This is a genomic window from Clostridium sp. UBA6640 (assembly GCF_002455975.1).
Lineage (GTDB): Bacteria > Bacillota > Clostridia > Clostridiales > Clostridiaceae > Clostridium_J.
Genome location: NZ_DKLM01000080.1, coordinates 29,082 through 53,814, shown reverse-complemented (window position 1 = coordinate 53,814; position 24,733 = coordinate 29,082). Strand labels below are relative to the sequence as shown.

General features: G+C 28.5%; 19 protein-coding genes and 1 other annotated feature. Of the genes, 16 read left to right on the top strand and 3 right to left on the bottom strand.

All coding sequences use genetic code 11. From position 1 onward, the window contains the following. Window positions 1-596 precede the first annotated feature (596 nt). On the top strand, window positions 597-1,109 hold the full coding sequence (locus tag B2W91_RS08880; RefSeq protein ID WP_291580137.1) for a DUF4829 domain-containing protein: 513 nt from the start codon (window positions 597-599) through the stop codon (window positions 1,107-1,109). 55 nt (window positions 1,110-1,164) lie between these two features. Here the strand turns inward: B2W91_RS08880 and B2W91_RS08875 are convergent, their stop codons facing one another. Continuing rightward, a complete protein-coding gene (locus B2W91_RS08875) occupies window positions 1,165-1,761 on the bottom strand; it encodes a hypothetical protein (RefSeq protein ID WP_291580135.1) in 597 nt (198 codons plus the stop codon). Between the two features lie 100 nt (window positions 1,762-1,861). Here B2W91_RS08875 and B2W91_RS08870 point away from each other — a divergent pair, with 100 nt between their 5' ends. The 12 genes from B2W91_RS08870 to B2W91_RS08815 all read left to right on the top strand — a co-directional run bounded on the left by B2W91_RS08870 (window position 1,862) and on the right by B2W91_RS08815 (window position 16,390). After that, the gene (locus B2W91_RS08870) at window positions 1,862-2,512 is read left to right on the top strand and encodes a DUF998 domain-containing protein (RefSeq protein ID WP_291580133.1); all 651 of its coding nucleotides are present in this window, start codon (window positions 1,862-1,864) and stop codon (window positions 2,510-2,512) included. 517 nt (window positions 2,513-3,029) lie between these two features. Then, the gene (locus B2W91_RS08865; RefSeq protein WP_291580132.1) at window positions 3,030-5,750 is read left to right on the top strand and encodes a heavy metal translocating P-type ATPase; all 2,721 of its coding nucleotides are present in this window, start codon (window positions 3,030-3,032) and stop codon (window positions 5,748-5,750) included. 323 nt (window positions 5,751-6,073) lie between these two features. After that, the gene (locus tag B2W91_RS08860) at window positions 6,074-6,265 is read left to right on the top strand and encodes a ferredoxin (protein WP_291580131.1); all 192 of its coding nucleotides are present in this window, start codon (window positions 6,074-6,076) and stop codon (window positions 6,263-6,265) included. A 177-nt stretch (window positions 6,266-6,442) separates the two neighbouring features. Beyond that, window positions 6,443-6,673, top strand: a complete 231-nt coding sequence (locus B2W91_RS08855) for a DUF1450 domain-containing protein (protein WP_291580130.1) — start codon at window positions 6,443-6,445, stop codon at window positions 6,671-6,673. 177 nt (window positions 6,674-6,850) lie between these two features. Beyond that, on the top strand, window positions 6,851-8,272 hold the full coding sequence (locus B2W91_RS08850; protein ID WP_291580128.1) for an SEL1-like repeat protein: 1,422 nt from the start codon (window positions 6,851-6,853) through the stop codon (window positions 8,270-8,272). Between the two features lie 429 nt (window positions 8,273-8,701). Further along, window positions 8,702-9,892 (top strand): DUF3798 domain-containing protein, encoded by a 1,191-nt coding sequence (locus B2W91_RS08845; protein WP_291580126.1) that lies wholly within the window; start codon window positions 8,702-8,704, stop codon window positions 9,890-9,892. A 238-nt stretch (window positions 9,893-10,130) separates the two neighbouring features. Then, entirely contained in the window at window positions 10,131-11,729 is a 1,599-nt protein-coding gene (locus B2W91_RS08840; protein WP_291580124.1) for a sugar ABC transporter ATP-binding protein, read from the top strand. A gap of 166 nt (window positions 11,730-11,895) precedes the next feature. Then, the gene (locus B2W91_RS08835) at window positions 11,896-12,774 is read left to right on the top strand and encodes an ABC transporter permease subunit (RefSeq protein WP_349680798.1); all 879 of its coding nucleotides are present in this window, start codon (window positions 11,896-11,898) and stop codon (window positions 12,772-12,774) included. Next, entirely contained in the window at window positions 12,767-14,044 is a 1,278-nt protein-coding gene (locus B2W91_RS08830) for an ABC transporter permease subunit (RefSeq protein WP_291580123.1), read from the top strand. Before B2W91_RS08835 ends, B2W91_RS08830 begins: the two co-directional genes overlap by 8 nt. Before the next feature lie 539 nt (window positions 14,045-14,583). After that, window positions 14,584-15,330: a Bax inhibitor-1/YccA family protein gene (locus B2W91_RS08825; RefSeq protein ID WP_291580122.1), complete on the top strand. Its 747-nt coding sequence runs from the start codon at window positions 14,584-14,586 to the stop codon at window positions 15,328-15,330. A gap of 151 nt (window positions 15,331-15,481) precedes the next feature. After that, window positions 15,482-15,706, top strand: a complete 225-nt coding sequence (locus tag B2W91_RS08820) for a hypothetical protein (RefSeq protein WP_291580120.1) — start codon at window positions 15,482-15,484, stop codon at window positions 15,704-15,706. A 42-nt stretch (window positions 15,707-15,748) separates the two neighbouring features. Next, window positions 15,749-16,390 (top strand): YidC/Oxa1 family membrane protein insertase, encoded by a 642-nt coding sequence (locus B2W91_RS08815; protein WP_291580118.1) that lies wholly within the window; start codon window positions 15,749-15,751, stop codon window positions 16,388-16,390. A gap of 58 nt (window positions 16,391-16,448) precedes the next feature. On the opposite strand, the gene B2W91_RS08810 is transcribed toward B2W91_RS08815, so the two are convergent. Continuing rightward, entirely contained in the window at window positions 16,449-17,639 is a 1,191-nt protein-coding gene (locus B2W91_RS08810; protein ID WP_291580117.1) for a sensor histidine kinase, read from the bottom strand. A 328-nt stretch (window positions 17,640-17,967) separates the two neighbouring features. Further along, window positions 17,968-18,227: a binding site (T-box leader), on the top strand. 334 nt (window positions 18,228-18,561) lie between these two features. Between B2W91_RS08810 and brnQ the strand changes: the two genes are divergently transcribed. Continuing rightward, entirely contained in the window at window positions 18,562-19,890 is a 1,329-nt protein-coding gene (gene brnQ, locus B2W91_RS08805) for a branched-chain amino acid transport system II carrier protein (protein ID WP_291580116.1), read from the top strand. A 144-nt stretch (window positions 19,891-20,034) separates the two neighbouring features. On the opposite strand, the gene B2W91_RS08800 is transcribed toward brnQ, so the two are convergent. Next, window positions 20,035-22,023, bottom strand: a complete 1,989-nt coding sequence (locus tag B2W91_RS08800) for a sensor histidine kinase (RefSeq protein WP_291580115.1) — start codon at window positions 22,021-22,023, stop codon at window positions 20,035-20,037. A gap of 721 nt (window positions 22,024-22,744) precedes the next feature. Here B2W91_RS08800 and B2W91_RS08795 point away from each other — a divergent pair. Next, a complete protein-coding gene (locus tag B2W91_RS08795) occupies window positions 22,745-23,419 on the top strand; it encodes a response regulator transcription factor (RefSeq protein WP_291580114.1) in 675 nt (224 codons plus the stop codon). A 15-nt stretch (window positions 23,420-23,434) separates the two neighbouring features. Then, the gene (locus tag B2W91_RS08790; RefSeq protein ID WP_291580113.1) at window positions 23,435-24,469 is read left to right on the top strand and encodes a sensor histidine kinase; all 1,035 of its coding nucleotides are present in this window, start codon (window positions 23,435-23,437) and stop codon (window positions 24,467-24,469) included. The last annotated feature ends 264 nt before the right edge of the window (window positions 24,470-24,733 follow it).

Here is a 24,733-nt window from a genome sequence, read left to right as displayed (position 1 = left end):
GACTAGCAATATAAAATTGTTACTTATCCACCCCTGGGGAACAGCGCGAAGCCCTTTAGGGTTCCCCAGGGGTGCAGTATAGTTCGGAACAGAAATCAGTGATATTATGCTAAATTTATGGAAATAAGCAATATAATTAAAATATTATTTAATGTTGCAGATATTGTGCCATATCATACTGCATCCCAGGGGCTTAAATAAAAAGTAGTTGTAAATTAAAATTTTGTGATTACTCTGATTTTATTTAAAACCTATAATTTTTGTTATAAATCCCAGGGGTGAAGATTAATGCTGAAAATATCCACAATTAAGAAAGAAATTATTTTTTTAAAAAAATAATTTCTTTAAACATATTTTTGACTAGTACTATAAAATTGCTGGTGATTACGGCGAACACTGTTCGCTGCTACAGAATAAATTCTATAGTTATGTGGATAGAACAATAACGAACTTAAAATCCAAGCAACAAATTGAAGGTTGGAATCAACAAGATTAAAAATTTAAATCTATTTACAATTATATACTTAGATGATAAGATTTGTATAATTGTAAGGGGAATTAATAATAGATAATATTTTTATCATTAGTTAAAGGGAGTGAATAAGATAAAAGTTAAATTTAAAGTTATAATAATAAGTTTAGCTATATTAATATGTGCTGTGTTAATTAAGCCTTGGGATTATTATCTGCAAAGTGAAAGGTATATAGAGAATAATGTTATTAGAAAATACTATAGAATTCTTGATGAAGAAAGGGATGTGGACAAATATAATTTCTTAGTAATAAGCAGCAGAAGAAGAGAAAATTTTAATAATATTCCTGATGCAGTGGAAAAGAGAGATATATTAAATGTAGAAAAATTAGAACCGCAAGAACATGATGTGCTTAAGCAATACATTAAAGAAGAATATGAAGGTAAAGAAGATAAAGTTCGATTTTACTTTGTTGAGTATGATATAAAATTTAAAGAAGGGGTAGCCACTCCAGTAGATTCAGGAAGATATTGTATTGTTGTGCGGTTAGAAAAAGAACATGGTAAGTGGCTAATCAATGATAATTATAGTAGAGCTGTAAAGAAAAATGATGGAACTATTGAGATAATAAGTTGATAATAAAAGAAAACAACATAAATAAAACAGAGCTTAAGATTAAGCTCTGTTTTGCTTACTCTTCTAATAAAGTCAATTCTTTTAGAACTTTATAAATCCTTTTATCACCGATTAATTTATCGTTAGTATCATTACCATTATTTATAACACCAATAGCGTTTTTAGATGTATCAGAGAACATAACTTCAGGAGGAAAATGTGAGTGATGTTCTAGTGGAGAAAAACCAGCACTATAAATCCTGTTACCATTTACTACGATAATTACAACATCATGACATTCTCCGCATAATAGATTACTTTTACCTGTATATTCAATATTTTTATTCTGCATATGCTTTTTTAAATATTCGTCTTTAAATTGAATTTCATGACTAGACCAATAATACTTTTCTATATCTCTTTCTGTAACCACAGGAAGATCTTCAAGAGAAACCTCTGTTATTTTAGAACTGGGCTTAATATATTCTCCAGTGTGTTCATCTTTTCCATAGCTTAATACAGTTTTCTTTTCGTCTTCTTTTACAAAATAAATAGCAAACTTAGGAGTGGCATTATTTTGATTACGAACTTCAGTTTTATCACAGCTACTAAGTAAAAAAATGTTTAACAATAAAAGTATTAAAGAAATAAATTTAGAAAAAGTTTTATGCATGGTAAACCTCCTTGGTAAATATATAAATAATACAATATATTTGAAATAATGTAACCATATGATATCATGCAGTTAATATATTAATATAAAGGGGGATATAATGAACAAATTTATAAATACTCAATTCAGTTGGTGGTTATTGATTATTGCAATTGTTGGGGACTTTGTTGTACCTTATATATTGGCTAATTTCTACAAAGGATATAATCATAAAACAATGGTTATGAGTGTATTAGGAAATCCGAATAGTCCTGTACGAATATATTATAATATTTGGCTTGTGTTATTAGGTATATTTCTGATAATAGGTTCAGCTAATTTATATCGTCAATATTCTTCTTGTTCTAAGAATTTAAGTATAACAGTTTTTGTTTTTATTGTTATCTTTGCTATTGGTGCAGGGATTTTATCAGGTGCTTTTAGTGTTAATGAAAGTAAAGAAATAGAAAGTATTGCTTCACAAATTCATGGAATTGGCTCGGCTTTAGGATTTATGGCACTTTTATTTGTACCTTTACTTCTAAGTATTTTATCATTTAAAATGAAGGATTGGACAACTGCTGTTATTTGTTTAGTGTCGTTTACTTTGGCGTTAATTTTCTTTGTATTATTTATTATGTCAGATAAATCACATTTTCAATATACAATTATAGCAAATGAAGGTATTTGGCAACGTCTGACCTTATTGTTTATGTATATACCATTGGGTTATATAGCAATATTAAAAATTGTAGATTATATAAAAAAATAATATTACAATATGTAATTAGCTTAAAGTGTGAATTAATGGAACTCCTTTTAGGAGTTCCATTATTAATTTTAGGTAGCTATGGTAAGGTCATAATAGAACTTAAAGAAAGATCATCATAAATTCTTTTATCATACATTAATTTGTTAGTATTATCATTACTATCGTTGATAATACTAATAGTGTTTTAAAAAGGTATTAAAAATGCAATTTTTAACGAAGATGTAGATAATGATATTTTAGCTATAAATATAGTTTCGCTATAATGACTAAGTAATAAGATATTTAGCAATAAAAGTATTAAAGAAATAAAATCTAAAAATATTATTAAAGTAAGGATATAATGCAGATATGATCACATTTTTAAAGTTATTGAGGTTGATTGAAGCAAGCAAAACTTGTTAAGAATCTGTTAAAAATATGCTTTTTATCTATATTGACAGTAACAAAAAACAAGAGTATGATTATAATAGAACATATGAATGATTGTTCATATGTTCAGATTAAAGGGGGTAGTAATATGGGTAAAAAGCAATTAATACTTGAGAATCTTGATTGTGCTAATTGCGCCTCAAAGATAGAGAACAAAGTAAAAGATAATAAAGACATAAAGGAAGTGACGGTAAACTTTATGACTAAAACTCTTACTTTTGAACCACATGATGAGGCTAATGTGAGTAAAATAATAAATGAAATTAAAAATACAGTTAATAAGTTCGAGCCAGATGTAGTTGTAAAAGAAAAAGCTAAGAAGAATAATACCAAAGCTAAAAAAGAGTTTATATTAGAAAATTTAGATTGTGCAAACTGTGCTTCTAAAATAGAAAATAAGATTAGAGAAATAAAAGGCATAGAAGAAGCAACAGTAAATTTTATGACTAAAACTTTAATTTTTAAACCTAAAGAAGGGGAAAATTTAAATAAACTTGAAGAAGAGATAAAAGCTATAGTTAAAAAATTGGAGCCAGATGTAATTGTAAAGGAAAAAGTGAAGAAAAGTAATATTAAAGTTAAAAAAGAGCTTATATTAGAAAATTTAGATTGTGCAAACTGTGCTTCTAAAATAGAAAATAAAGTTAGAGAAATAAAAGGTGTAGAAGAAGTAACAGTAAATTTTATGACTAAAACCTTAATCTTTAAGCCTAAAGAAGGGGAAAATTTAAATGATATTAAGGAAGAAATAAAGGCTATAGTTAAAAAGTTAGAACCAGATGTCGTTGTTAAGGATAAGGTGGGGAAAAAACCTATAGCAGCTTTACAAACTAGAGGAACTAGTTGTTGTAGTGGTCATGACCATAATCATGATCATAGTCATAGTCATGAACATCATCATGAGGAAGCTGCACATCACCATGATGAAGAAGAGGAAGAACATGGACATAGCCATGGGGACGGAAGTACTAAAAAAGCTATGATAAAGCTTGCATTAGGTGGAGCAATATTTGCTGCTGGAATGATTGGAAAATTTGATGCCAATATAGAGCTTATAATATTCCTAGTTGCTTATCTCATAGTAGGAGGAGAAATTGTTCTTAGGGCATTAAAAAATATTACTCGCGGACAAATTTTTGATGAAAACTTTTTAATGACTATTGCAACTGTTGGTGCATTTGCTATTGGAGAATTCCCAGAGGGTGTAGCAGTTATGTTATTTTATCAAGTAGGAGAATTATTCCAAGACATAGCTGTAAATAAATCTCGTAAATCTATAAGTTCACTAATGGATATTAGGCCAGACTTCGCAAACTTAAAGACAGATGGAGAAATAGTTAAAGTATCGCCAGAAGAAGTTTCAGTGGATGATATTATAGTCGTGAAGCCAGGAGAAAAGGTTCCATTAGATGGAGTAGTAATTGAAGGGAAATCAATGTTAGATACATCAGCACTTACAGGGGAATCAATGCCACGTAATGTTGAAGAGGGAAATGATGTACTCAGTGGGTTTATAAATCAAAATGGAGTAATTACTGTAAGAGTAACTAAAGAATTTGGAGAATCTACAGTTTCTAAGATATTAGATCTTGTACAAAACGCAAGTAACCGTAAAGCAAAAGCAGAGAACTTTATTACAAAATTTGCAAAATATTATACTCCAGCAGTAGTAATTATAGCAGCTGCGCTAGCTATACTGCCTCCAATATTTATAAGCAATGCAACCTTTGGAGAGTGGGTATATAGAGCCTTAGTATTCTTAGTTATTTCTTGTCCTTGTGCTCTTGTAATATCTATTCCTTTAGGATTTTTCGGTGGAATAGGAACAGCTTCAAAGCATGGTATTTTAATTAAGGGAAGTAACTATTTAGAAGCTCTTAACAACGTAGAGACAGTAGTATTTGACAAAACAGGAACACTTACTCAAGGAGTATTTAATGTTACAGAAATAAATTCATCAAATGGATTTAATAAAGAAGAAGTTTTAAAATATGCAGCTTATGCAGAGAGCTACTCTAATCACCCTATTGCAGTTTCAATTGTTAAGGCATATAAAAATGAAATTAATAAAGATGATGTAAACAATTATGAAGAAATTGCAGGTCATGGAATAGTTGTAGAAGTTGAAGGAAAAAGAGTTGCAGCAGGTAACAATAAGCTTATGAATGCTGAAAATGTAAAATTTGAAGAAACTGATTCAGTAGGAACAGTAGTATATGTGGCAATAGATAAAGTTTATGCAGGAAGCATAGTAATTGAAGATACATTAAAAGAAGATTCTATACAAGCTATTAGAGAATTAAAAGATAATGAAGTTAAAAATACTGTTATGCTAACAGGAGATAATAAAAAAGTAGCAGATAAGGTGGCAAATCAACTAAAAGTTGATGAAGTTTATTCTGAACTACTACCACACGAAAAGGTAGAAAAGCTTGAGAATATTGATAGTAAAAAATCATCAGGAAAGAATATTGCCTTTGTAGGTGATGGAATAAATGATGCCCCAGTTCTTGCAAGAGCAGACGTAGGTATTGCAATGGGTGGTTTAGGATCTGATGCAGCTATTGAAGCAGCAGACGTGGTTATCATGACAGATGAACCTTCTAAAATAGCTACTGCAATAAAAATATCAAAAAGAACTAGAAAAATAGTTATTCAAAACATTGTATTTGCCCTAGGAGTTAAAGCTTTAGTATTAATTTTAGGAGCCTTTGGAATAGCAACAATGTGGGAAGCAGTTTTTGCTGATGTAGGAGTGTCTGTGCTTGCTATATTAAATGCTATGAGGGTAATGAGATTTAAAAATTAATAAAAGGCGTAAGTTTTGAGGTTAATCTTGAAACTTACGCCTTTTAATTATTATCAATGCACAACTTTGATTAATGGAGGATTGAGGATGGATAATGGACAATTACGGATGAAATTATTTTTTATAAAAACAATTTTTAATGGATTTTTGATTAGCAATGCAATTGCTAGTGTTGATCAGTTATAAATTTCTCAGCTTATGCTGAGAAATAACCATAATTGTCCATCGTCAATGGTCAATTCTCAATTACATATCTATTAGTATAGAAATCAATGTTTAGAGGAACTCTATATTATAATCAAAAATATAGGAGGATTCTTAAGATGAGAGCAATAGTTAATAAAGATGAATGTATATCCTGCGGGTTATGTCCAGCTGTATGTCCAGAAGTCTTTGAATTTGAAGATGATGGGAAAGCTGGCGTTAAAGTTGATGGAATAACAAAAGAAGTTTTAGACTCTGCTAAAGAAGCAGAAGAAGGTTGTCCGACTAATGCAATTTCAGTAGTAGAATAATTTCAAATTTATATTTAATTACAAAAAAATCATGGCATTTAGTCATGATTTTTTATTATATAGGAAATTATAAAAAGTTAAATTTGTGGATAACTTTAAACAATTCTGAGAATAACTTTTTAAATAAATATAAATAATAATTTTATAAAATTTTATTTTTGAGAAGGGATTAAGGTTATGGAAAAAGAGATTTTCTTTTGTGAAAATAATGTAAGCAAGGGATTAGAAGAAATTATAGAAAAGTTAGAAGAAAAGTATAAAGACTTAGATGTTTACATTGAACCTTGTCAAGGACAATGTAGCGTATGTTCGGAGAAATTTTTTGTTGTTATAGAGTCAGAGGTTATTGAAGCAGAAACTCCTGAAGAATTGTATGAAACTATAATTGATATTCAAAATAATAACTAATTAGAGCATACTATATTTTTAATAACAGATAAATAAGACCATTTTTATGATTAATTATAATAGAAAAAGTTTTTAAATAATGCAAACTTTTTTATATTATTTATAATTACATTTTTTAGTTGTTATAATATAATTAATGATGTATATTAGATTTTTAATAAATAAGGGGGACATTGAATGTTATCTATACCTAGGTGGTTAGCAATTACTATAATAATTGCTGGTAGTAGTATTTTATTAATTAAAGCTATTAGTAAGTTTAGAATAAAAAGAAAAGAGTGCATGAATAANNTGTATTGTAACGGTGAAGGCACTGAAGTGGATTGTGAAAAAGCTTTTCTGTGGTATAAAATTGTAGCAGAAAGAGAAAATGAACATGCACAATTAAATATAGGCTATATGTATCATAATGGAGAAGGGGTAGAGATAAACGAAAAGGAAGCCTTAAATTGGTATAAAAAATCTGCTGAAAAGGGGAATATCATTGCAAAATATAATATAGGTTCTATGTATTATAGTGGTCATGGTATAGAAATTGATTATGAAGAAGCTTTTAAATGGTATTTATCATCAGCAGAAGGAGGATATATTGCTGCTATACTTAGAGTTTCAGATATGTATTTTGAAGGACAGGGAATAGAAAAAAATTGTAAAAAAGCTCTATATTGGTCATTAAAAGCCGCAGAAAAAGGAAATGTAGATGCAAAATATAATTTAGGATTTTCTTATTATAATGGTTTAGGAGCAGAAGCGAATTATAAAGAGGCTTTTAAATGGTATAAGGAAGCCGCAAAAGGTGGAGATGAAGAATCTCAAATTGCCATTGGTAATATGTATAGAGATGGAGCTTACGTGAGAAAAAACATAAAGCGAGCTCTAAAATGGTATAAGATGGCCGCAAGACAAGGATGTTTAGATGTGCAAAAAGCTGTTGCAGATTCTTACCTTAAAGGGGTAGATGTAAAACAAAATTATAAAGAAGCTTTTAAGTGGTATAAAAAAATGGCTGAGGAAGGAGAAACTTATGGAGAAGTAAGTATAGGCGATATGTACTATAACGGATGCGGAGTGAAAAAGGATTGTGCTAAAGCACTAGAATACTATAATAGCGCTGCAGAAAAAGGAGATTCAAGCGCCCTATATAATATAGGAATAATGTATGAGAATGGACATGCTGTTCCTCAAAGTTATGAAAAAGCATTATATTATTATAAACTATCTTCTGAGAAAGGTCATATTCAAGCAACCTTTAATGTAGGAGTATATTATTATAAAGGAAATGCTACTCTACAAGACTATAATGAAGCTAAAAAGTGGTTTGAAAAAGCTATTGAATTAGGGGATGTAGAAGCACTTTCTGCTATTGGAGACTTTTATTATTTTGGTAGAGGTATGGAAAGAGATTATAAAGAAGCTTTTAGATGGTATGAGAAAGCAGCAGAAAATCATGTAGCTGTTGGATATTTCAATTTAGCTTATATGTATGAACATGGAGAAGGTGTAGATATAAATTTGCAAAAGGCTAGAGAACTTTATGAAAAAGCAGCTAATTTAGGGGATAGAGATGCAGTAAAGGCTTTAGAAGAATTACATAATTAAAGGTGAAAAGAACTTATAAAGAATTATTAATTTATTATATTTAAGGTGTAAAATAATTTTTTAAATTTATTCAATAATTTAACGTTAACAATAAAATATTAGTATTTAGAAAGTCTTAGAATTATTCTAAGACTTTTTATTTTACGTATATTTTCAAATAATTAATTAATATTCTCTTATTCTTACGCTAGATTAAAATTGCAAAAATTTAACATATAAATTAAATTAATTTTTAAATGTGTATAAAATTATAATAAAAAATTAATATTTCGTGAAATTATTACATTAAAAGGAGAATGTAATAATTAATTCACAAATAATTAAAAGGATGTCAATACTTATTGGAGCATAATGTAGTAATATTTAAAAAAAAAATTAATATTCTATATTATTAACTAAATTTATAGAATATAAATGGGAGGATGGATTATGTTAAAGAAAAGGATATTAGCAGCCCTTTTATCAATGGCAATGCTAGTTGGAACTGTGGGATGTTCTAAACCTAGTACTGGCGAAAAAGATAATGAAAACGCCAGCAATCAAGAGCAGAAACAAGATAATGAAGAAGGGAAAACAGATTTTAAAATTGGAGTTATAACTGGTACAGTTTCACAAGGAGAAGAAGAGTATAGAGCAGCAGAAAAAATGAAGGCTGAATATGGAGATATGATAGTACTACAAACATATCCAGACAATTTTACTAAGGAGCAAGAAACGACTATAGCTAATACATTAAGCTTGGCTGATGATCCTGATGTAAAAGCCATAGTATTCGTTCAAGCAGTACCAGGAGCCAGCGCTGCAATTGATAAGGTTAGAGAAACAAGACCAGATATGCTATTTATAGCAGGGATTCCTGGAGAAGATCCAGCTATGATAGCATCAAAAGCTGATGTGGTATTACAAATTGATGATGTAGGAATAGGAACAAAAATGGTTGAACAAGCTAAGAAAATGGGAGCAAAATCTTTTGTTCATTACTCTTTTCCAAGACATATGTCTTATGAAATGTTAGCTAAAAGAAGAGATAATATTAAGGCTGCCTGCGAAAAAGAGGGGATGGAGTTTATTGATGCTACAGCACCAGATCCAACAGGTGATGCAGGAGTACCAGGAGCTCAACAATTTATATTAGAAGATGTGCCAAGAAAGGTTAAGGAGCTTGGAAAAGATACAGCATTTTTCTCAACTAACTGCTCAATGCAAGAGCCTTTAATTAAGTCTACACTTCAAGAAGGAGGTATATTCCCTCAACAATGTTGCCCATCTCCATATCACGCATATCCAGGCGCATTGGGAATAGAAATTCCAGAAGATAAGAAAGGTGACGTTAATTATATAGTTGAGCAAATAGGTATCAAACTTGACGAAAAAGGCGAAAGGGATAGATTTTCAACTTGGCCAGTACCTGTAAATATGTTATTTGTTGAAGCTGGAGTAGAATATGCTAAAGCTGTATTAGAAGGAAAGTCTAATGGAAATAATGATCAAAATAAAGTAGAAGAAAGTATAAAAGCTTTAACAGATAAACCTTTTGAACTTTATAAATATGAAGATGAAGCAACAGGAAAGGTTTATGATAATTATTATCTACTATTATCAGACTATATAGAATTCTAATAGAGTATCTTCAAAAAATAATTAGTTAGTATGCTTGTTTATTTTTCATAATATTCTGGTGATAGAACTTCATGATAGCCAAACTATCATAAAAATCTATCTTCTTGCATGATATAAAATATACTTCGCATTTTTGACTTGTTATTTCTTTCAGATATCTAAAAATCTATAATTCCAAAGGAGAACTCTCCTTTGGAATTAATAAAATATATTATTTCAACAGTTAGGAGGACGCTGAATGAATGAAAAATATGTTTTAAAAATGGAAAATATAGCGAAAGAGTACTTTGGAAATAATGTATTAAAAGGAGTAAGTTTAAAGATAAAGCCTGGAGAAATACATGCCCTACTTGGGGAAAATGGGGCAGGAAAATCTACTCTTATGAACATACTTTTTGGGATGCCGGTTATACATTCAACAGGTGGATTTAAAGGTGAAGTTTATTTAAATGAAGAGAAGATAAGTATTAAATCTCCTAAAGATGCAATGGAACTAGGAATAGGGATGGTGCATCAAGAATTTATGCTTATACCAGGATTCACCATAGCAGAAAATATAAAATTAAATAGGGAAATAACTAAAAGTAATATTACAAGTAAAATTTTCGGTAATAGGCTAAAAACTCTTGATATAGACACCATGAACACACATGCTAGAAAAGCATTGAAAACTACAGGGATTGATATAGATGAAAAAACAATTGTTGGAGGATTACCAGTTGGATATATGCAGTTTGTCGAAATTGCACGGGAGATTGATAAGGAAAATGTAAAAATTATGGTATTTGATGAGCCAACAGCGGTTTTAACTGAAAGTGAAGCAGAAACATTAATGGCAGCTATGAAAAAAATAGCTGAAAGTGGTATAGCCATTATATTTATAACTCATAGGTTGGATGAAGTTATTAACACTGCAGATAATATCACAATACTTAGAGATGGTGAACTTGTTGCAAGTAGAGAGGTTTCTAAGACTAATGTAGTTGAGCTTGCTGAACTTATGGTAGGTAGAAAGCTAGATATGTCATCTAAAGAAGTAAAAGACCATGAAGAGAATGAAGCAATAATTTCTATAAGAGATCTTAAGGTGGAAATGCCTGGTGAGAGAGTAAAAGGTGTAAATTTAGAGATTAAAAAAGGTGAAATTTTAGGTATAGGGGGTCTAGCTGGTCAAGGTAAAATTGGTATAGCAAATGGAATCATGGGCTTATATCCAAGTACAGGAAAAGTTGAATATAAATCTGAAGAACTTCCATTAAATAATACGGAACAAGCCTTGAAAAGTAAACTTGCATTCGTTTCTGAAGACAGAAGAGGAATGGGATTATTATTAGATGATTCAATAGAAACTAATATAGTAGTAACCTCTATGCAAATTAATAATAATTTCTTTCACAAAATAGGACCTATAAAAATAATGAATAGTAGAGAAGTAAGGGAACATGCTCTTAAAATGATAAAAGATTTAGATATTAGGTGTACAGGCCCCACTCAGCCTACAAGAAGATTAAGTGGAGGGAATCAACAAAAGGTTTGTATATCTAGAGCACTTACTTTAAATCCTGAGGTTATATTTGTATCTGAGCCTACTAGGGGAATAGATATAGGAGCCAAAAAATTAGTATTGGATCTATTGGTTGAGCTGAATAAAGAAGAAGGGATGACAGTAGTAATTACGTCAAGTGAATTAAATGAATTAAGATCTATATGCGATAGGATTGCTATAGTAACGGAAGGTAAGATATCTGGGATATTAAAACCAAATGCCTCTGATGCAGAGTTTGGATTATTAATGTCAGGTCTAAATTCTAATTTAAAAGAGGGGGGAAATAAATGAAGCAAAAGTTTAAGGATGTCATAGATAGGGCTGGACTTCCTAGAGTTATAATAACTGCTTTTTTTATACTTCTTTGTATACTTGCAGTAGTACTTAAGTTACCCATAAGTATGTTGATATCTGATATGCTTGTAAGATTTGGTATGAATGGAGTTGNNTTTTAGCTATGGTGCCTGGAATATTATGTGGTATAGGACTTAACTTTGGATTACCTGTAGGAATATTGGCAGGAATATTAGGAGGGCTTATAAGTATAGAACTAAATCTTAGCGGAGGGGCGGCATTCTTTGTAGCAATAGCAATAGCTATACCTATTGCCGCATTAGTTGGATATGGCTATGGATTGCTTCTTAATAAGGTTAAAGGTTCAGAGATGATGATAGGAACTTATGCGGGATTTTCAGCAGTTTCTCTTATGTGTATAGGATGGTTATTATTACCTTTTAAGAGTTCAGAAATAAGATGGCCTATAGGACAAGGGTTAAGAACTACTATAACATTGGATGGTAGATATAGTAAGGTATTAGATGACTTTCTAGCATTTAATATAGGAGAAGTTAAAATACCTACAGGGCTCATACTAATGTTTCTATTGTGTTGTTTGTTGGTTTGGATATTCTTGAAGAGTAAAACAGGAATTATGATGGCAGCAGGAGGAAGTAATAATAAGTTTGCACAGGCATCAGCGATAAATGTGGATAAAACTAGAATTATAGGAACGGTATTATCAACAATATTGGGAGCAGTGGGAATAATTATGTATGCTCAAAGTTATGGATTTTATCAGCTTTATCAAGCACCTATGATGATGGGATTTGCAGCAGTTGCAGCAGTTTTAATAGGTGGAGCATCTACAAAAAGTGCAAAAATATCTCATGTTATAATAGGAACATTTTTGTTCCAAGGCTTATTAACCTTAGGGCTTCCTGTTGTAAATAAAATGGTTTCAGAAGGAAATCTTTCAGAGGTTGTGAGAATAATTATAAGTAATGGGATAATCCTTTACGCATTAACAAAGGCAAAAGGGGGTGGCTCTGGTGAGTAATAACAATAACAGTTTCATTGATAAGGTAAAAGACGGAATTTTTAACAACATGGTAACAATACTCTTTGTGGTGTTATGTATTATAGGAATAAAATTATCAGGTCAGTCAATTTCCTTTGTGCTAACAGAGCTTATACTAAGAATAGCTAGAAATTCATTCTTAGTATTGTCATTAATAATACCTGTAATGGCTGGTATGGGACTAAATTTTGGTATAGTAATTGGTGCTATGGCAGCACAAATTGCTATAATTGCAGTTACTCATTGGGAGATATCTGGACTTGGAGGATTCATGCTTTGTGTACTTTTAAGCACTCCTCTTGCAATCATATTTGGATATTTAACAGGAGTTTTGTTAAATAAAACAAAAGGTCAAGAGATGATTACAAGTATGATATTGGGATATTTTGCCAATGGACTTTACCAACTTTTATTTCTATTCTTAGTAGGTACTTTAATACCTATGAAAAATACTAAGCTTATGATTCCTGGTGGAGTTGGTATTAAAAATACAGTAGATTTAAATGGTGGAATAAAATATGCCTTAGATAATATATGGAAAAAGAATGGATTAGATGTGATTTATTATGGGATAATAATAGCCATTGTTATGATATTATTATGGTCTATTTTTAAATATGTGAAATATAAGAATAAAACAATAAGCTTTTATAAAAGAGAGATTATACTAATTGGAACATGTGTGCTTTTATATGGTTCATTGTATATACCGTATGTAACAAAAATTTTATCTGGAGTATCTGTGCCTATAGTAACTATGATAGTAATTTTAGCATTATGCCTATTCAATATATTAATTTTTAAGACCAAATTAGGCCAAGATTTTAGAACTGTGGGACAAAGTTTAAATGTTGCTAATGCTTCAGGTATAAATGTAAATAAAACAAGAGTTATAGCTATAATAATTTCAACAGTACTTGCTGCTTGGGGACAATTAATATTCCTACAAAATATAGGAACATTAAATACTTATGGAAGCCATGAACAAGTAGGTATGTTTGCAATAGCTGCTATTTTAATAGGTGGTGCTACTGTGTCTAAAGCCACAAACAAGCAGGCGATATTAGGAGTTGTGCTATTCCATACATTATTTATAGTTTCTCCTATGGCAGGTAAAAACTTATTTGATAATGCACAAATAGGAGAGTATTTTAGAGTGTTTGTAGCATATGGGGTAATTTGTGTATCCTTAGCACTCTATGCTTGGAAAAAACTTGTAGAAAATAAACGTCATTCAAAATCTGAATAAAGTATAAATATGCAAGACTAGCTTAGTAATATTAAGCTAAATCTTGCATATTTTTAATGTACGAGAAATTTACACTAAGGAGTAGATTTGATTATATCTTTATACAATATTTTATTCATTAAATCAGGCTCTTATAAAGTAATATATAGGGTAAGTGCAAATCTGTGATTAAAAGTAATGGATTATAAAATAAATTTTATAAAAAAATAATAATATCCGTTCATTATATATTATTAAAAATAATACCTTTATTATATAAAGTAGTTTTACACATAATACATAATACTTTGTTAATAACTTAGCTTGTAAAACTAAGGCTGTGGATAATTTATTATATAGGATTCTACAATATTAATCCTTAATTTCTAAGGATTTAAGCTGTTTTTATAGAANNTTCGCATTGTATCCCTATATTACTATTGTGATATAAGAAAAAGCTAGAAAATTTAATTGATTTTTAATCTCTTTATATATATTTACTAATTTTACGATGATAAATTGTCAATATAGTAATTAGTTATCTAGGGAGGAAGAATATTATGAGAATTAAGTCTCCTAAGGTTAATGGATTTTTATTCTCAGGCTTTGAAAAGGTAGGAGATTATTCCTATGAGGAGCAAATGACAGTTTTAGGGGCAAGAAATAAGACATTGGCTTTATTATTAGTTATGATAGCATCTAGTGCAATATCATGGTATTTAATGAGTGGTAAATATATAGGTTCATCTATATGGCTTACATTATTAGGTGTAGGAATGATGTTGCCACTTACTATAGTAACAATCATAAGTCCTAAAACTTCTTCTTTTGTTGCTCCCTTCTATGCCATAGGAGAAGGATTTTTATTGGCTGGTGTATCGCTGCAAGTTGAAAAATATTATCCAGGAATAGTTATGCCTTCCATATTATTAAGTATAGCAATAGCAATTTCTGTATTGCTTATTTATCAAGAGATAGAAAGATTGCCTTCAAAATTTATAAAGGGAGTATTTATAGCTACCTTTGGAATAGCAATAAGTTATTTAATTACATTTATAATTTCTCTATTTGGAGTTAATATACCTTTTATTCATACAAATGGGCTTATGGGTATACTGTTATCTGTAGTAGTGATATCAATTGCAGCATCTAACTTATTAATAGATTTTGACTTTGTATGCAGAGGAGCAGAAAGTGGTGCACCAAAGTATATGGAGTGGTATAGTGCAATATCAATAATGGTTATTCTGGTTTGGATGTATCTAGAGGTATTGGGATTGCTTGAAAAAATAAAAGATGGGGATTAAATTCATAATAATTTTTTTAAAGCATATTCTAAAAAGCCAACATATTTGTAGTTGGTTTTTTATATTAGATTAATGAATTATAACTTAGAAAGTATTATAATGTATATAAATAAAAAAATATAATAGTATACACGGACTAAAGGAGAGAGCTATGAACATAGATTATATAGGGGCTTTACAGCTCATGTTATTAGTACTCTCCATAACAGCTATATTTCTATATTTAAAGGGATATACAAGACAAGTAAAAGAATTATCTAAAAGTTTTATTGATGTTATAACTAACAAAATTCTATCCTATAGTAAAAATCTTTGGATAATTCATTATGAGGTCTTTGAGAAATATGGTGTATGGAGGTTTGTTACCAAGTTTTAATTATAAATAATATTTATGAAATATATTACTAGGAGTGATTTTATGAGTATTATTTATAATGTATTAACAGATTTATTAAACTGTATATTTAATTTAGTAGGAGATTTTGGTGTAGCTATAATTATTATAACTGTATTAGTTAAACTTATATTACTTCCAATGTCTATAAAACAGAAAGTTAGTATGGAGAAGCAAAGAAGGCTTAGTGAAGATATTGGTAGATTAAAGGAAAAATATAAGGATAATAAAGAAAAGTTAGATAAAGAATTACAAGTACACTATAAGGAAGCTTCAAAAAGCATGAAAGGATGTTTAACAACTTTAATTCAACTTCCAATAATTATGGGACTACATAGGGTTATAATATCTATGCCAATTGAGGTAGGTACTATAATAATTCCATGGGTATATAGTATAAAATCAATAGATAATTATTATATAGCACCAATAGTATATGCCTTAGTTTCACTAGTGCCTCAACTATTAAATTATGTGGGATATTTTAAGTTGTCGTCAAAGGTAGCAATAAATAAAGCTTCTATAATTAGCACAGCAATTATTAGTCTTTTAATATCTTTCAAAATGCCTGTAGCCCTAATAATATACTTTATTACAAACAGCATTTTTTCAGTTATTGAAGAGATTATATTTAGAATATATATGAAAAATAAAGCCACTATATAAAGAGATCCCTATGCTAGTACTAGCATAGGGATTTTAAAATTTTCAAATAAGAGCAATACTATAAATTATATATATCAGAAAATTCAATGTTTATACTATTTAGAATATTTGATTTAGTAATCTCGTCAATAGTATAAATAGCATTTTCTTTTGAGTTGTTAATAGGTAAGGAGATAGTAAATGTCGATCCCATATTTAACTGACTTGCTAAAGATATAGTGCCTCCGTGAAGGTTTATAAGACCCTTTACCAAAAATAATCCAAGTCCACTGCCCTCTACATTTCTAGAAAGAGAAGTATCTACTTGACTAAATTTGTCAAATATATAGGTCTGATTCTCTTTAGATATTCCTATTCCATTGTCAGAAATACTTATATAAATACAGTCTGTATCATGAGTTATATTCACAAAAACATTCATTTTATTAGGTGTAAATTTGATAGCATTGGATAATAAATTCAATATTATTTTTTCAAATTTATTGTAATCAATGAGAGCAAACAATTCTTCACTATCAGTATCAAATATTATAGATATCTCTTTAAATTTTATATACTCATTAGCGAAGGTGCATAAGTTCTCGATTACATTAACTACATTATAATTTTGCAAGTCTAATATTAAAGAACTATCATCTAAAGCAGAGATATCTAAGATATTGTTTATTAATCTTAATAATCGTAAGCTATTTTGATGTATGTCAGAAATTCTGCCAGATACCTTTAAGTCATTTAAGGCAATTTCTTCGCTTTTAGAGTAAAGTTGCAATAACTGAGTTCCAGATGATATAACATTTAATGGAGTTCTAAACTCATGTGAAATATTATTCATAAAGTGATTTTTTAGTTGATTATATTTAAGCTCTTCCTCAAGCTTAATTTTTTCTTTCTTAGCTTGATGTCTTAATTTATTAAATTTCATTAGTTTAAATATAAGAATAGTAATTATAACTATAAATATTATTATTAGTATAGTTTTAGATAATTCAATCTTTCTTTTAGTTTTATTTATATATTTTTTATGGTGATTCCTATGACTTCCATGATTCTTATATTTTTTATGATTCATATTTCTATAAGCTTTGCATTCGGAGGTTGAGGGGTTAGCGTATAAGCTCAATATAAAAGAATTTTTTGGAAGTTTATTTTGATAAGTAGCTGCATCAGCTTTAATAGAGGTAGGAAAAATGATAAATATTATAAAAATTAAAATTAAAATTTTAATAATAGAAGAATATTTTTCTTTCATAAACATACCACCTCCAAATTTTTTAAGCATATTATACCACTTTCATAGTAAATTATTTGTATAATTAAGGTAGAAAAAATTAAATTTTTAAAAATTTATTTGATTTTATACAGTAAAAAATAACTTTATATAACTAAATTTAATATCAAATTTAGTTATATAAAAATATTTTAAATTATGAATCATAAAAAAGAATATAAAATCAGGATTTATTCATTATTTCGACAGTTATTTCAATTATATTTTTATTAAAATTGGTGAATTATATCAAAAAAATATTTGACATAGCAATTAGACCGTGATATTATAGCTTTAATTTATTTACGAACTAAATTTGATGAAGAGAACAAGTAAGTTATGATATCTGTCCCACAGAGAGTTGGCATTATGCTGAAAGCCAATGTTCGGAACATATCTGAAAATCATCTCTGAGAAGTAAAACTGAAGCTCACTTTAGGTAAGTTTTACCGGAATTCCACCGTTAAAAGGAACGCGTATCATGTGTACGTAGCTGAGTGCTATAAACTAATATAGTGTTTTTTGGTTTATAGAATTAGGGTGGTAACGCGAGTATAGCTCGTCCCTTTTATGGGACGAGTTTTTTTTATTTTTACGCACTAGAAAATTATGGATTTTATAAGGGTATTAACAATAAAGAACTTATAAAAGCAAATAAGTAATTTTATACTATAAATTACTTATCTATGTATGATTAAACATCAAAACTTATAAATAATAGCGCTATTAATATATATTAATTTTTAACATGAGCATGTTGTAAAAACTAATTAAATTTTACAATCCAGTTCATGAAACAGTAATAATTAAAAGATAATTTCGGGGGTGGTATTAATGGAATGTGACATAGATATTAAAAACTATTATAAAATTAATGAGTTTATATATGTTTGGAGGCAGAAATATGGAAAAGTTATCAAGAAAAGATATGATGCTTATTAGCTTAATGCTTTTTTCAATGTTTTTTGGGGCAGGAAATTTAATAATTCCGCCTTCTTTAGGACAATCAGCAGGTACTTCTATGGGAAGTGCTATTTTAGGATTTATTCTTTCAGCAGTAGGACTACCAATATTAGGGGTAATTATCGTTTCTAAAGCTGGAGGATTACATAATTTAGCGAGTCGGGTACATCCCTTGTTTGCATCTGTTTTTACAGTATTAATCTATTTAGCTATTGGGCCTTTTTTAGGTATTCCTCGTGCAGGAAGTTTGGCGTTTGAAATGGGAGTAGCGCCTTTTTTACCAAATCACATAGATTTAGGTGGATGGACTCTACTTTTATATACTTTAGTTTATTTTTCAATAGCCTTTTGGCTTAGTTTAACACCTTCTAAATTAGTAGAGCGTTTTGGTAAAGTTTTAACTCCTCTATTATTAATTCTTATTTCAGCTATATTTATTTATAGTATATTTAAGCCACTAGGTAGTTTTGGTGCACCAAGTGGAGATTATGCAAATTTTCCTTTCTTTAAAGGATTTTTAGATGGATATATGACTATGGATACCATAGCTGCTTTAAACTTTGGAGTTGTAATTTCATTAACTCTTAAACAGATGGGTATTGAAAAAGAGAAATCTCTTGTTTCAAATTCAATACGTGCAGGGTTAATAGCTGGCTTTTTCTTGACTATTATATATATCATATTGGCAGTTTTAGGTGCTTCAAATCAAGGAAGTTTAGAAACTACAGCAAATGGAGCAGTAATATTAACTAATGTAGTATTATATTTATTTGGCAAGCCAGGCGTTGTATTATTAGGATTAATATTTTCATTAGCTTGCTTAACTACATCTGTTGGGCTTATTACATCCTGTAGTCAATATTTTACTTCATTAACACCAAAAATTTCTTATAAGTATTGGGTTACAATACTGAGTATATCAAGTATGATCCTTGCAAATATGGGATTAACAAAAATTCTTATAATATCAGTGCCAGTTTTAACTGCCATTTATCCAATGGCAATTACCCTAATTCTACTTTCCTTTATTCATGATTTTTTTAAAGGAAAATCTAGTGTGTATATGTGTAGTATGATTTTTGTATCCTTAGTTAGTATTGCTGAAGCTCTTAAACAATCAGGATTTAAGGTGGATGTTATAACTAATTTATTTAAGCACTTACCACTCTACTCAATGGGGCTTGGATGGATAGCCCCAGCCATAATTGGTGCTACTATTGGATTTATATTCACTTTTTCAAAGGAAGAGTTAGTTAATGCTGGGATGTAATTAAGGCATCATATAAAAAGCAACCTAGCTATTTAGCTAGGTTGCTTTAAAAACAATTGTTCTTAATTGTCTATTGGCTAAAGTTATAGATTGATATACTTAAGGATGCAATTATATTATTTATACATTAATCTTTCAGATAGTTTATTTATATTCTTCTTTATACAAGTCTGAGAATTCTAAGTTAACTTTAGTAACAATATTTGAAGAGAAATCTTTATCGACTTCAATAGTACTATTCTCTAATGTTGTTATAGGTAACTCAATTGTAAAAGTAGAACCTTTATTCACTTCACTATCAACATAAATCTTTCCATTATGAAGCTCAACTATTGATTTTACAATAGACAGTCCAATACCACTTCCATCGGCACCTCTAGATAATGAATTATCTATTTGAGTAAATCTTTCAAAGATAGAAGTTTGTTTATCTTTAGGAATACCTATTCCAGTATCTTGTACTATTATTAAAACATTATCTTCCTTTAACTTTACATTAACAGCTATTGAGCCACCAGATTTTGTGAATTTTATTGCATTAGATAATAGATTTAATACAACTCTTTCAATTTTGTCATAATCTACTGCAGTGTATATTTCCTCTTCTTCAGTATCAAATATAAGAGATATATTCTTATTTTCAACATAATCTATTGTACTTAGAGCTATATTTTCAACTACTTCAACAATATTAATATTTTCAAGTTTTAGATTTAGAAAACCCGCATCTAGTTTAGTTATATCTATAAGATTATTTATAATTCTAAGTAGTATTAGCCCATTTTGATTAATATAAGAGATTTTATTTTTAGCTCTTTCATTCTTATATACTATATCTCCTGATTTTTCATAGAGTTCTAGTAATTGAAGCCCTGCAAGCATAACATTAAGAGGAGCTCTTAACTCATGGGATATATTAGCTAAAAACTCAGTTTTAATTCTATCATATTTAATTATTTCATTTAATTCTTGTTGGTCTTCTAAAGATTTTTTTCTAAGTCTAGTAGTATTAATAGATTGAAACATAGTAATGAGAAGAAATGTACAAATTAACCCTAGAATTAATGGTTTAATTTCACTAGGCATATTGAAGGAATTTAGTGGCTTGTTTAATATAATGCTACCCTCTGGCAAGTCTTTCATATTTATATCAAATTTTATTAGCTCATCATAATTAAAAGTATATTTAGATGAGTTATCATAAAGTAAAGGCATGCTAGATAAATTTTCATTCATTAATATTTTTAAAGCAAGATTTCCGATTTGCTCTCCTTGCTCATCAGGATTATAAATTTTTCCACCTATTACGCCCTCAATGCCTATATATATGTTCCTGAGAGTATAAATAGGAAGAGTACTAGATTGTTTTAATTTTTCAACGGTTTCTTTTGGTGACAAATATATATTCCTCTTATTTTTAAAATGCCCAGCTATTAAATTTACTTCATTAGAATTGGAAGGATCAATCTTTGATATCACATCTTCTATATAATCAGAGCAAATAGAATTTAATTTAATATTACTAAAATGTTCTTTTAGTAGTGATACCTCATCTGGTAGTGATTGAGAATATATATTGGCATTTAGTAATATGTTTATTTGTTTTGTTTCAGGATGCAAGTTAGAGATCAAATGTAATGTGTCATCTAGTTGGCTTTCTTTAGCAATACCTAAGAACAGATTATAAGGATAAGAATTTAATTTAGTAGTATTGTTTAAAGAGCCAAAAACTACAGGTGTGTCCTTAAATAAATCTTCATAATAATTAGCAACAAAGTCTATAGATTCATCATTGAGTACAATTATTAAATCAAATTTATGATTTTGATATTTAGATTTTAAATAATTAGCTTTTGTGTTTATATAGGAGAGATCTCTAGAATCATCTAGTTCTAAATACTCAAAGTTATATGTTATTTTAGTATATCTTTCGCTTAAAGTATCTTTTATTACATCAGAAATTTTATTAAATTTATAGTTTTCCTTATAATAGGATTGAAGTATAAGAATAGATTTAACTTGATTTAATTGCCCAGTATCACAATAAGCATAGCAAGAGGTCTCTATTATGTAACATATTATAATAAAGAAAAAAATAGATATTTTTAATTTACTAAATCTAAAACACTTCATAAGATTATCCCCCATCAGTTCACAATACAATAATTATACCACTTTTGCTACTTTAAAGTATTAAATATTCGTAAAATTGGGAATTATTAAACAAATTGTATTATATTAAAAAAATTGTTTTAATTTTGGATAATTGTGAAAAAATAATTCATAATCTTGAAATTATATAAGGTAATATTAAATAGATTTTAATTTATCTATAAACAAAGTTGCTTTATTAAATTATTTTAGCTTACACTAATATAGAATGGAGGATTGAAAATGGAGAATTGACAATTATGGTGGAAATTAGTTTTAATCAAACTAATTTCTTTAATAGATTTTTTAATAAAAGCGACTTCGTCACTTTTGAAAGGAATAGGTTCAAAACTTCTCTTCTAAAAAGAGAAGTATCAATAATTATCCATTGTCGATAGTCAATTTTCAATTATATAAGGTAAAGATTTAAATAACAATAACGTAATTATATAAAGTATAGATTAAATTTTAAAGTAGTACATATAGGGATATAATATGAAAATATAATATATGCTTTGGAAAATAAATTTTCTATAAAAGTAGTTTAATCTCTTGAAAATTAAGGATTAATAATTAAGAATGAAGAATTTAGGANNCATTCTTAATTTTTCATTCATAGAAAAGATTTTTTGTTATAGAAATTAAACTCAAGTATAGGTTAAATTTTCATTGTGGAGCTCTATAGATAATATGAGGTGATTGTATGTTTAAAATAATGGTTGTCGAAGATGATAAAACTATAAAAAATATAATTTTAGAAAACATAGCTAGATGGGGATTTATTCCTGTTGATATATGTGATTATGGTGAGGTATTTAATACTTTTGTTAAGGAGGAACCTCACTTAGTTCTGCTAGATATAAACCTTCCATCCTACGATGGTTTTTATTGGTGTAACAAAATAAGAACGGTATCAAAAGTTCCTATTGTATTTATTTCTTCAAGAAATAGTAGTATGGATATAGTTATGGCAATGAACATGGGAGGAGATGACTTTGTTCAAAAGCCATTCTCTATGGAAGTTTTAATGGCGAAAATTAATGCATTACTTAGAAGAACATATGATTATACTAACGTAGAATCAAGCATTGTTGAACATAAAGGTGTAGTGCTAAATTTGAAAGATAATAATTTAATATATAATGATAAAAAAGTAGAACTTACAAAAAATGAATTTAAAATACTTTATAAACTTATGAAAAATAACGGAAATATAGTTAGCAGGGAAAAAATAATGAGGAAGCTTTGGGAAGATGAAAGCTTTGTTGATGATAATACACTAACAGTAAATATAAACAGACTTAGGAAGAAATTATCAGACATAGGCCTTGAAAATTTTATAGAAACAAAGAAGGGTCAAGGGTATACAATATTATAAAAGGTGGTAAAATGAATGAAATTTAGGCATTATTTGTACGATAATATAAGTTTTATGGTTTACTATATAGGATTAATGAGTTTTATTACTATTTCTTTATATATAGATCCTAATAAGAGTATAACTGTAGATAATTTAGTATATATAAATGTAGTGACTTTTTCCTTTACTTTTATATATCAAGTATATAAATATATAAATATCAGAAAATATTATAGTGAACTAAAAGTCATTGTAGATAACTATGCTCAAGATATTTCAAATACCCTGCCAGAACCAAATAACTATGAGCAAAAAATTTATGTTGAATTATTAAAAAAGATGTATGAAGAACAAAATGAAAAAATATATAAGCTTCGCCACGATAAAAAAGAAAATCAAGAGTTTATAACATCATGGGTTCACGAAGTTAAGGTTCCTATTGCAGCAGGTAGGCTTATTATGGAAAATGGTTTAGGGAAAGATATTGATGATGTTACAGATATGTTAGAGGATGAACTTGATAGAATAGATAATTGCGTGGAGCAAGCATTATATTATTCTAGAATAGATGATTTTTCTAAAGATTATTTTATTAATGAAATTAGTTTGGTGAAAATAGTAAAAGAGCTTCTAAAAAAGCATGCTAAAATGTTTATAAATAAGAAAATATCAATAGAGATAAAAGATGTTAACTTCGATGTATTAAGTGATAGAAAATGGCTTAGCTACATAATTGAACAAATATTAGCCAATTCCTTAAAGTATACAAAAGAGGGCGGGGGAATAGTTATAACTGGGAAAGAAAAAGATGGAGATAAAGTTCTTATAATAGAAGATAATGGGATAGGTATAAAAAATGAAGATATAGGTAGAGTTTTTGAAAAAGGTTTTACAGGATATAATGGAAGGCAAAATTATAAATCTACTGGAATGGGATTATATCTTGCTAAAAGAATGAGCAATAAACTAGGACATGAAATAACTATAGAATCAGAGTATGAAAAATATACTAGAATCAAAATTTATTTTCCTAAAATTACTAATTATTTAAATGTTACAAAACTGTAAGCTCATAACATGTTTTTGTAAGTTTAAAAAATTGTTTATAATGAATAAGTTTTATAAAATAAGCTTGTAGATAATAATGCAAGCTTATTTTTGCATATTAAGGAGATTATAAAAAATTAAACTTGTAGATGATTTATAAGAAAATTAACGGCGAATGGCTTATAAGAATGAGTAGTTTTTAATTATTTATTTTTAGTTTAACAGAGCTCTATAGGGTTCCACAATAAAAATTTAACTTATGTATAATTTTAATTTCCATAACAA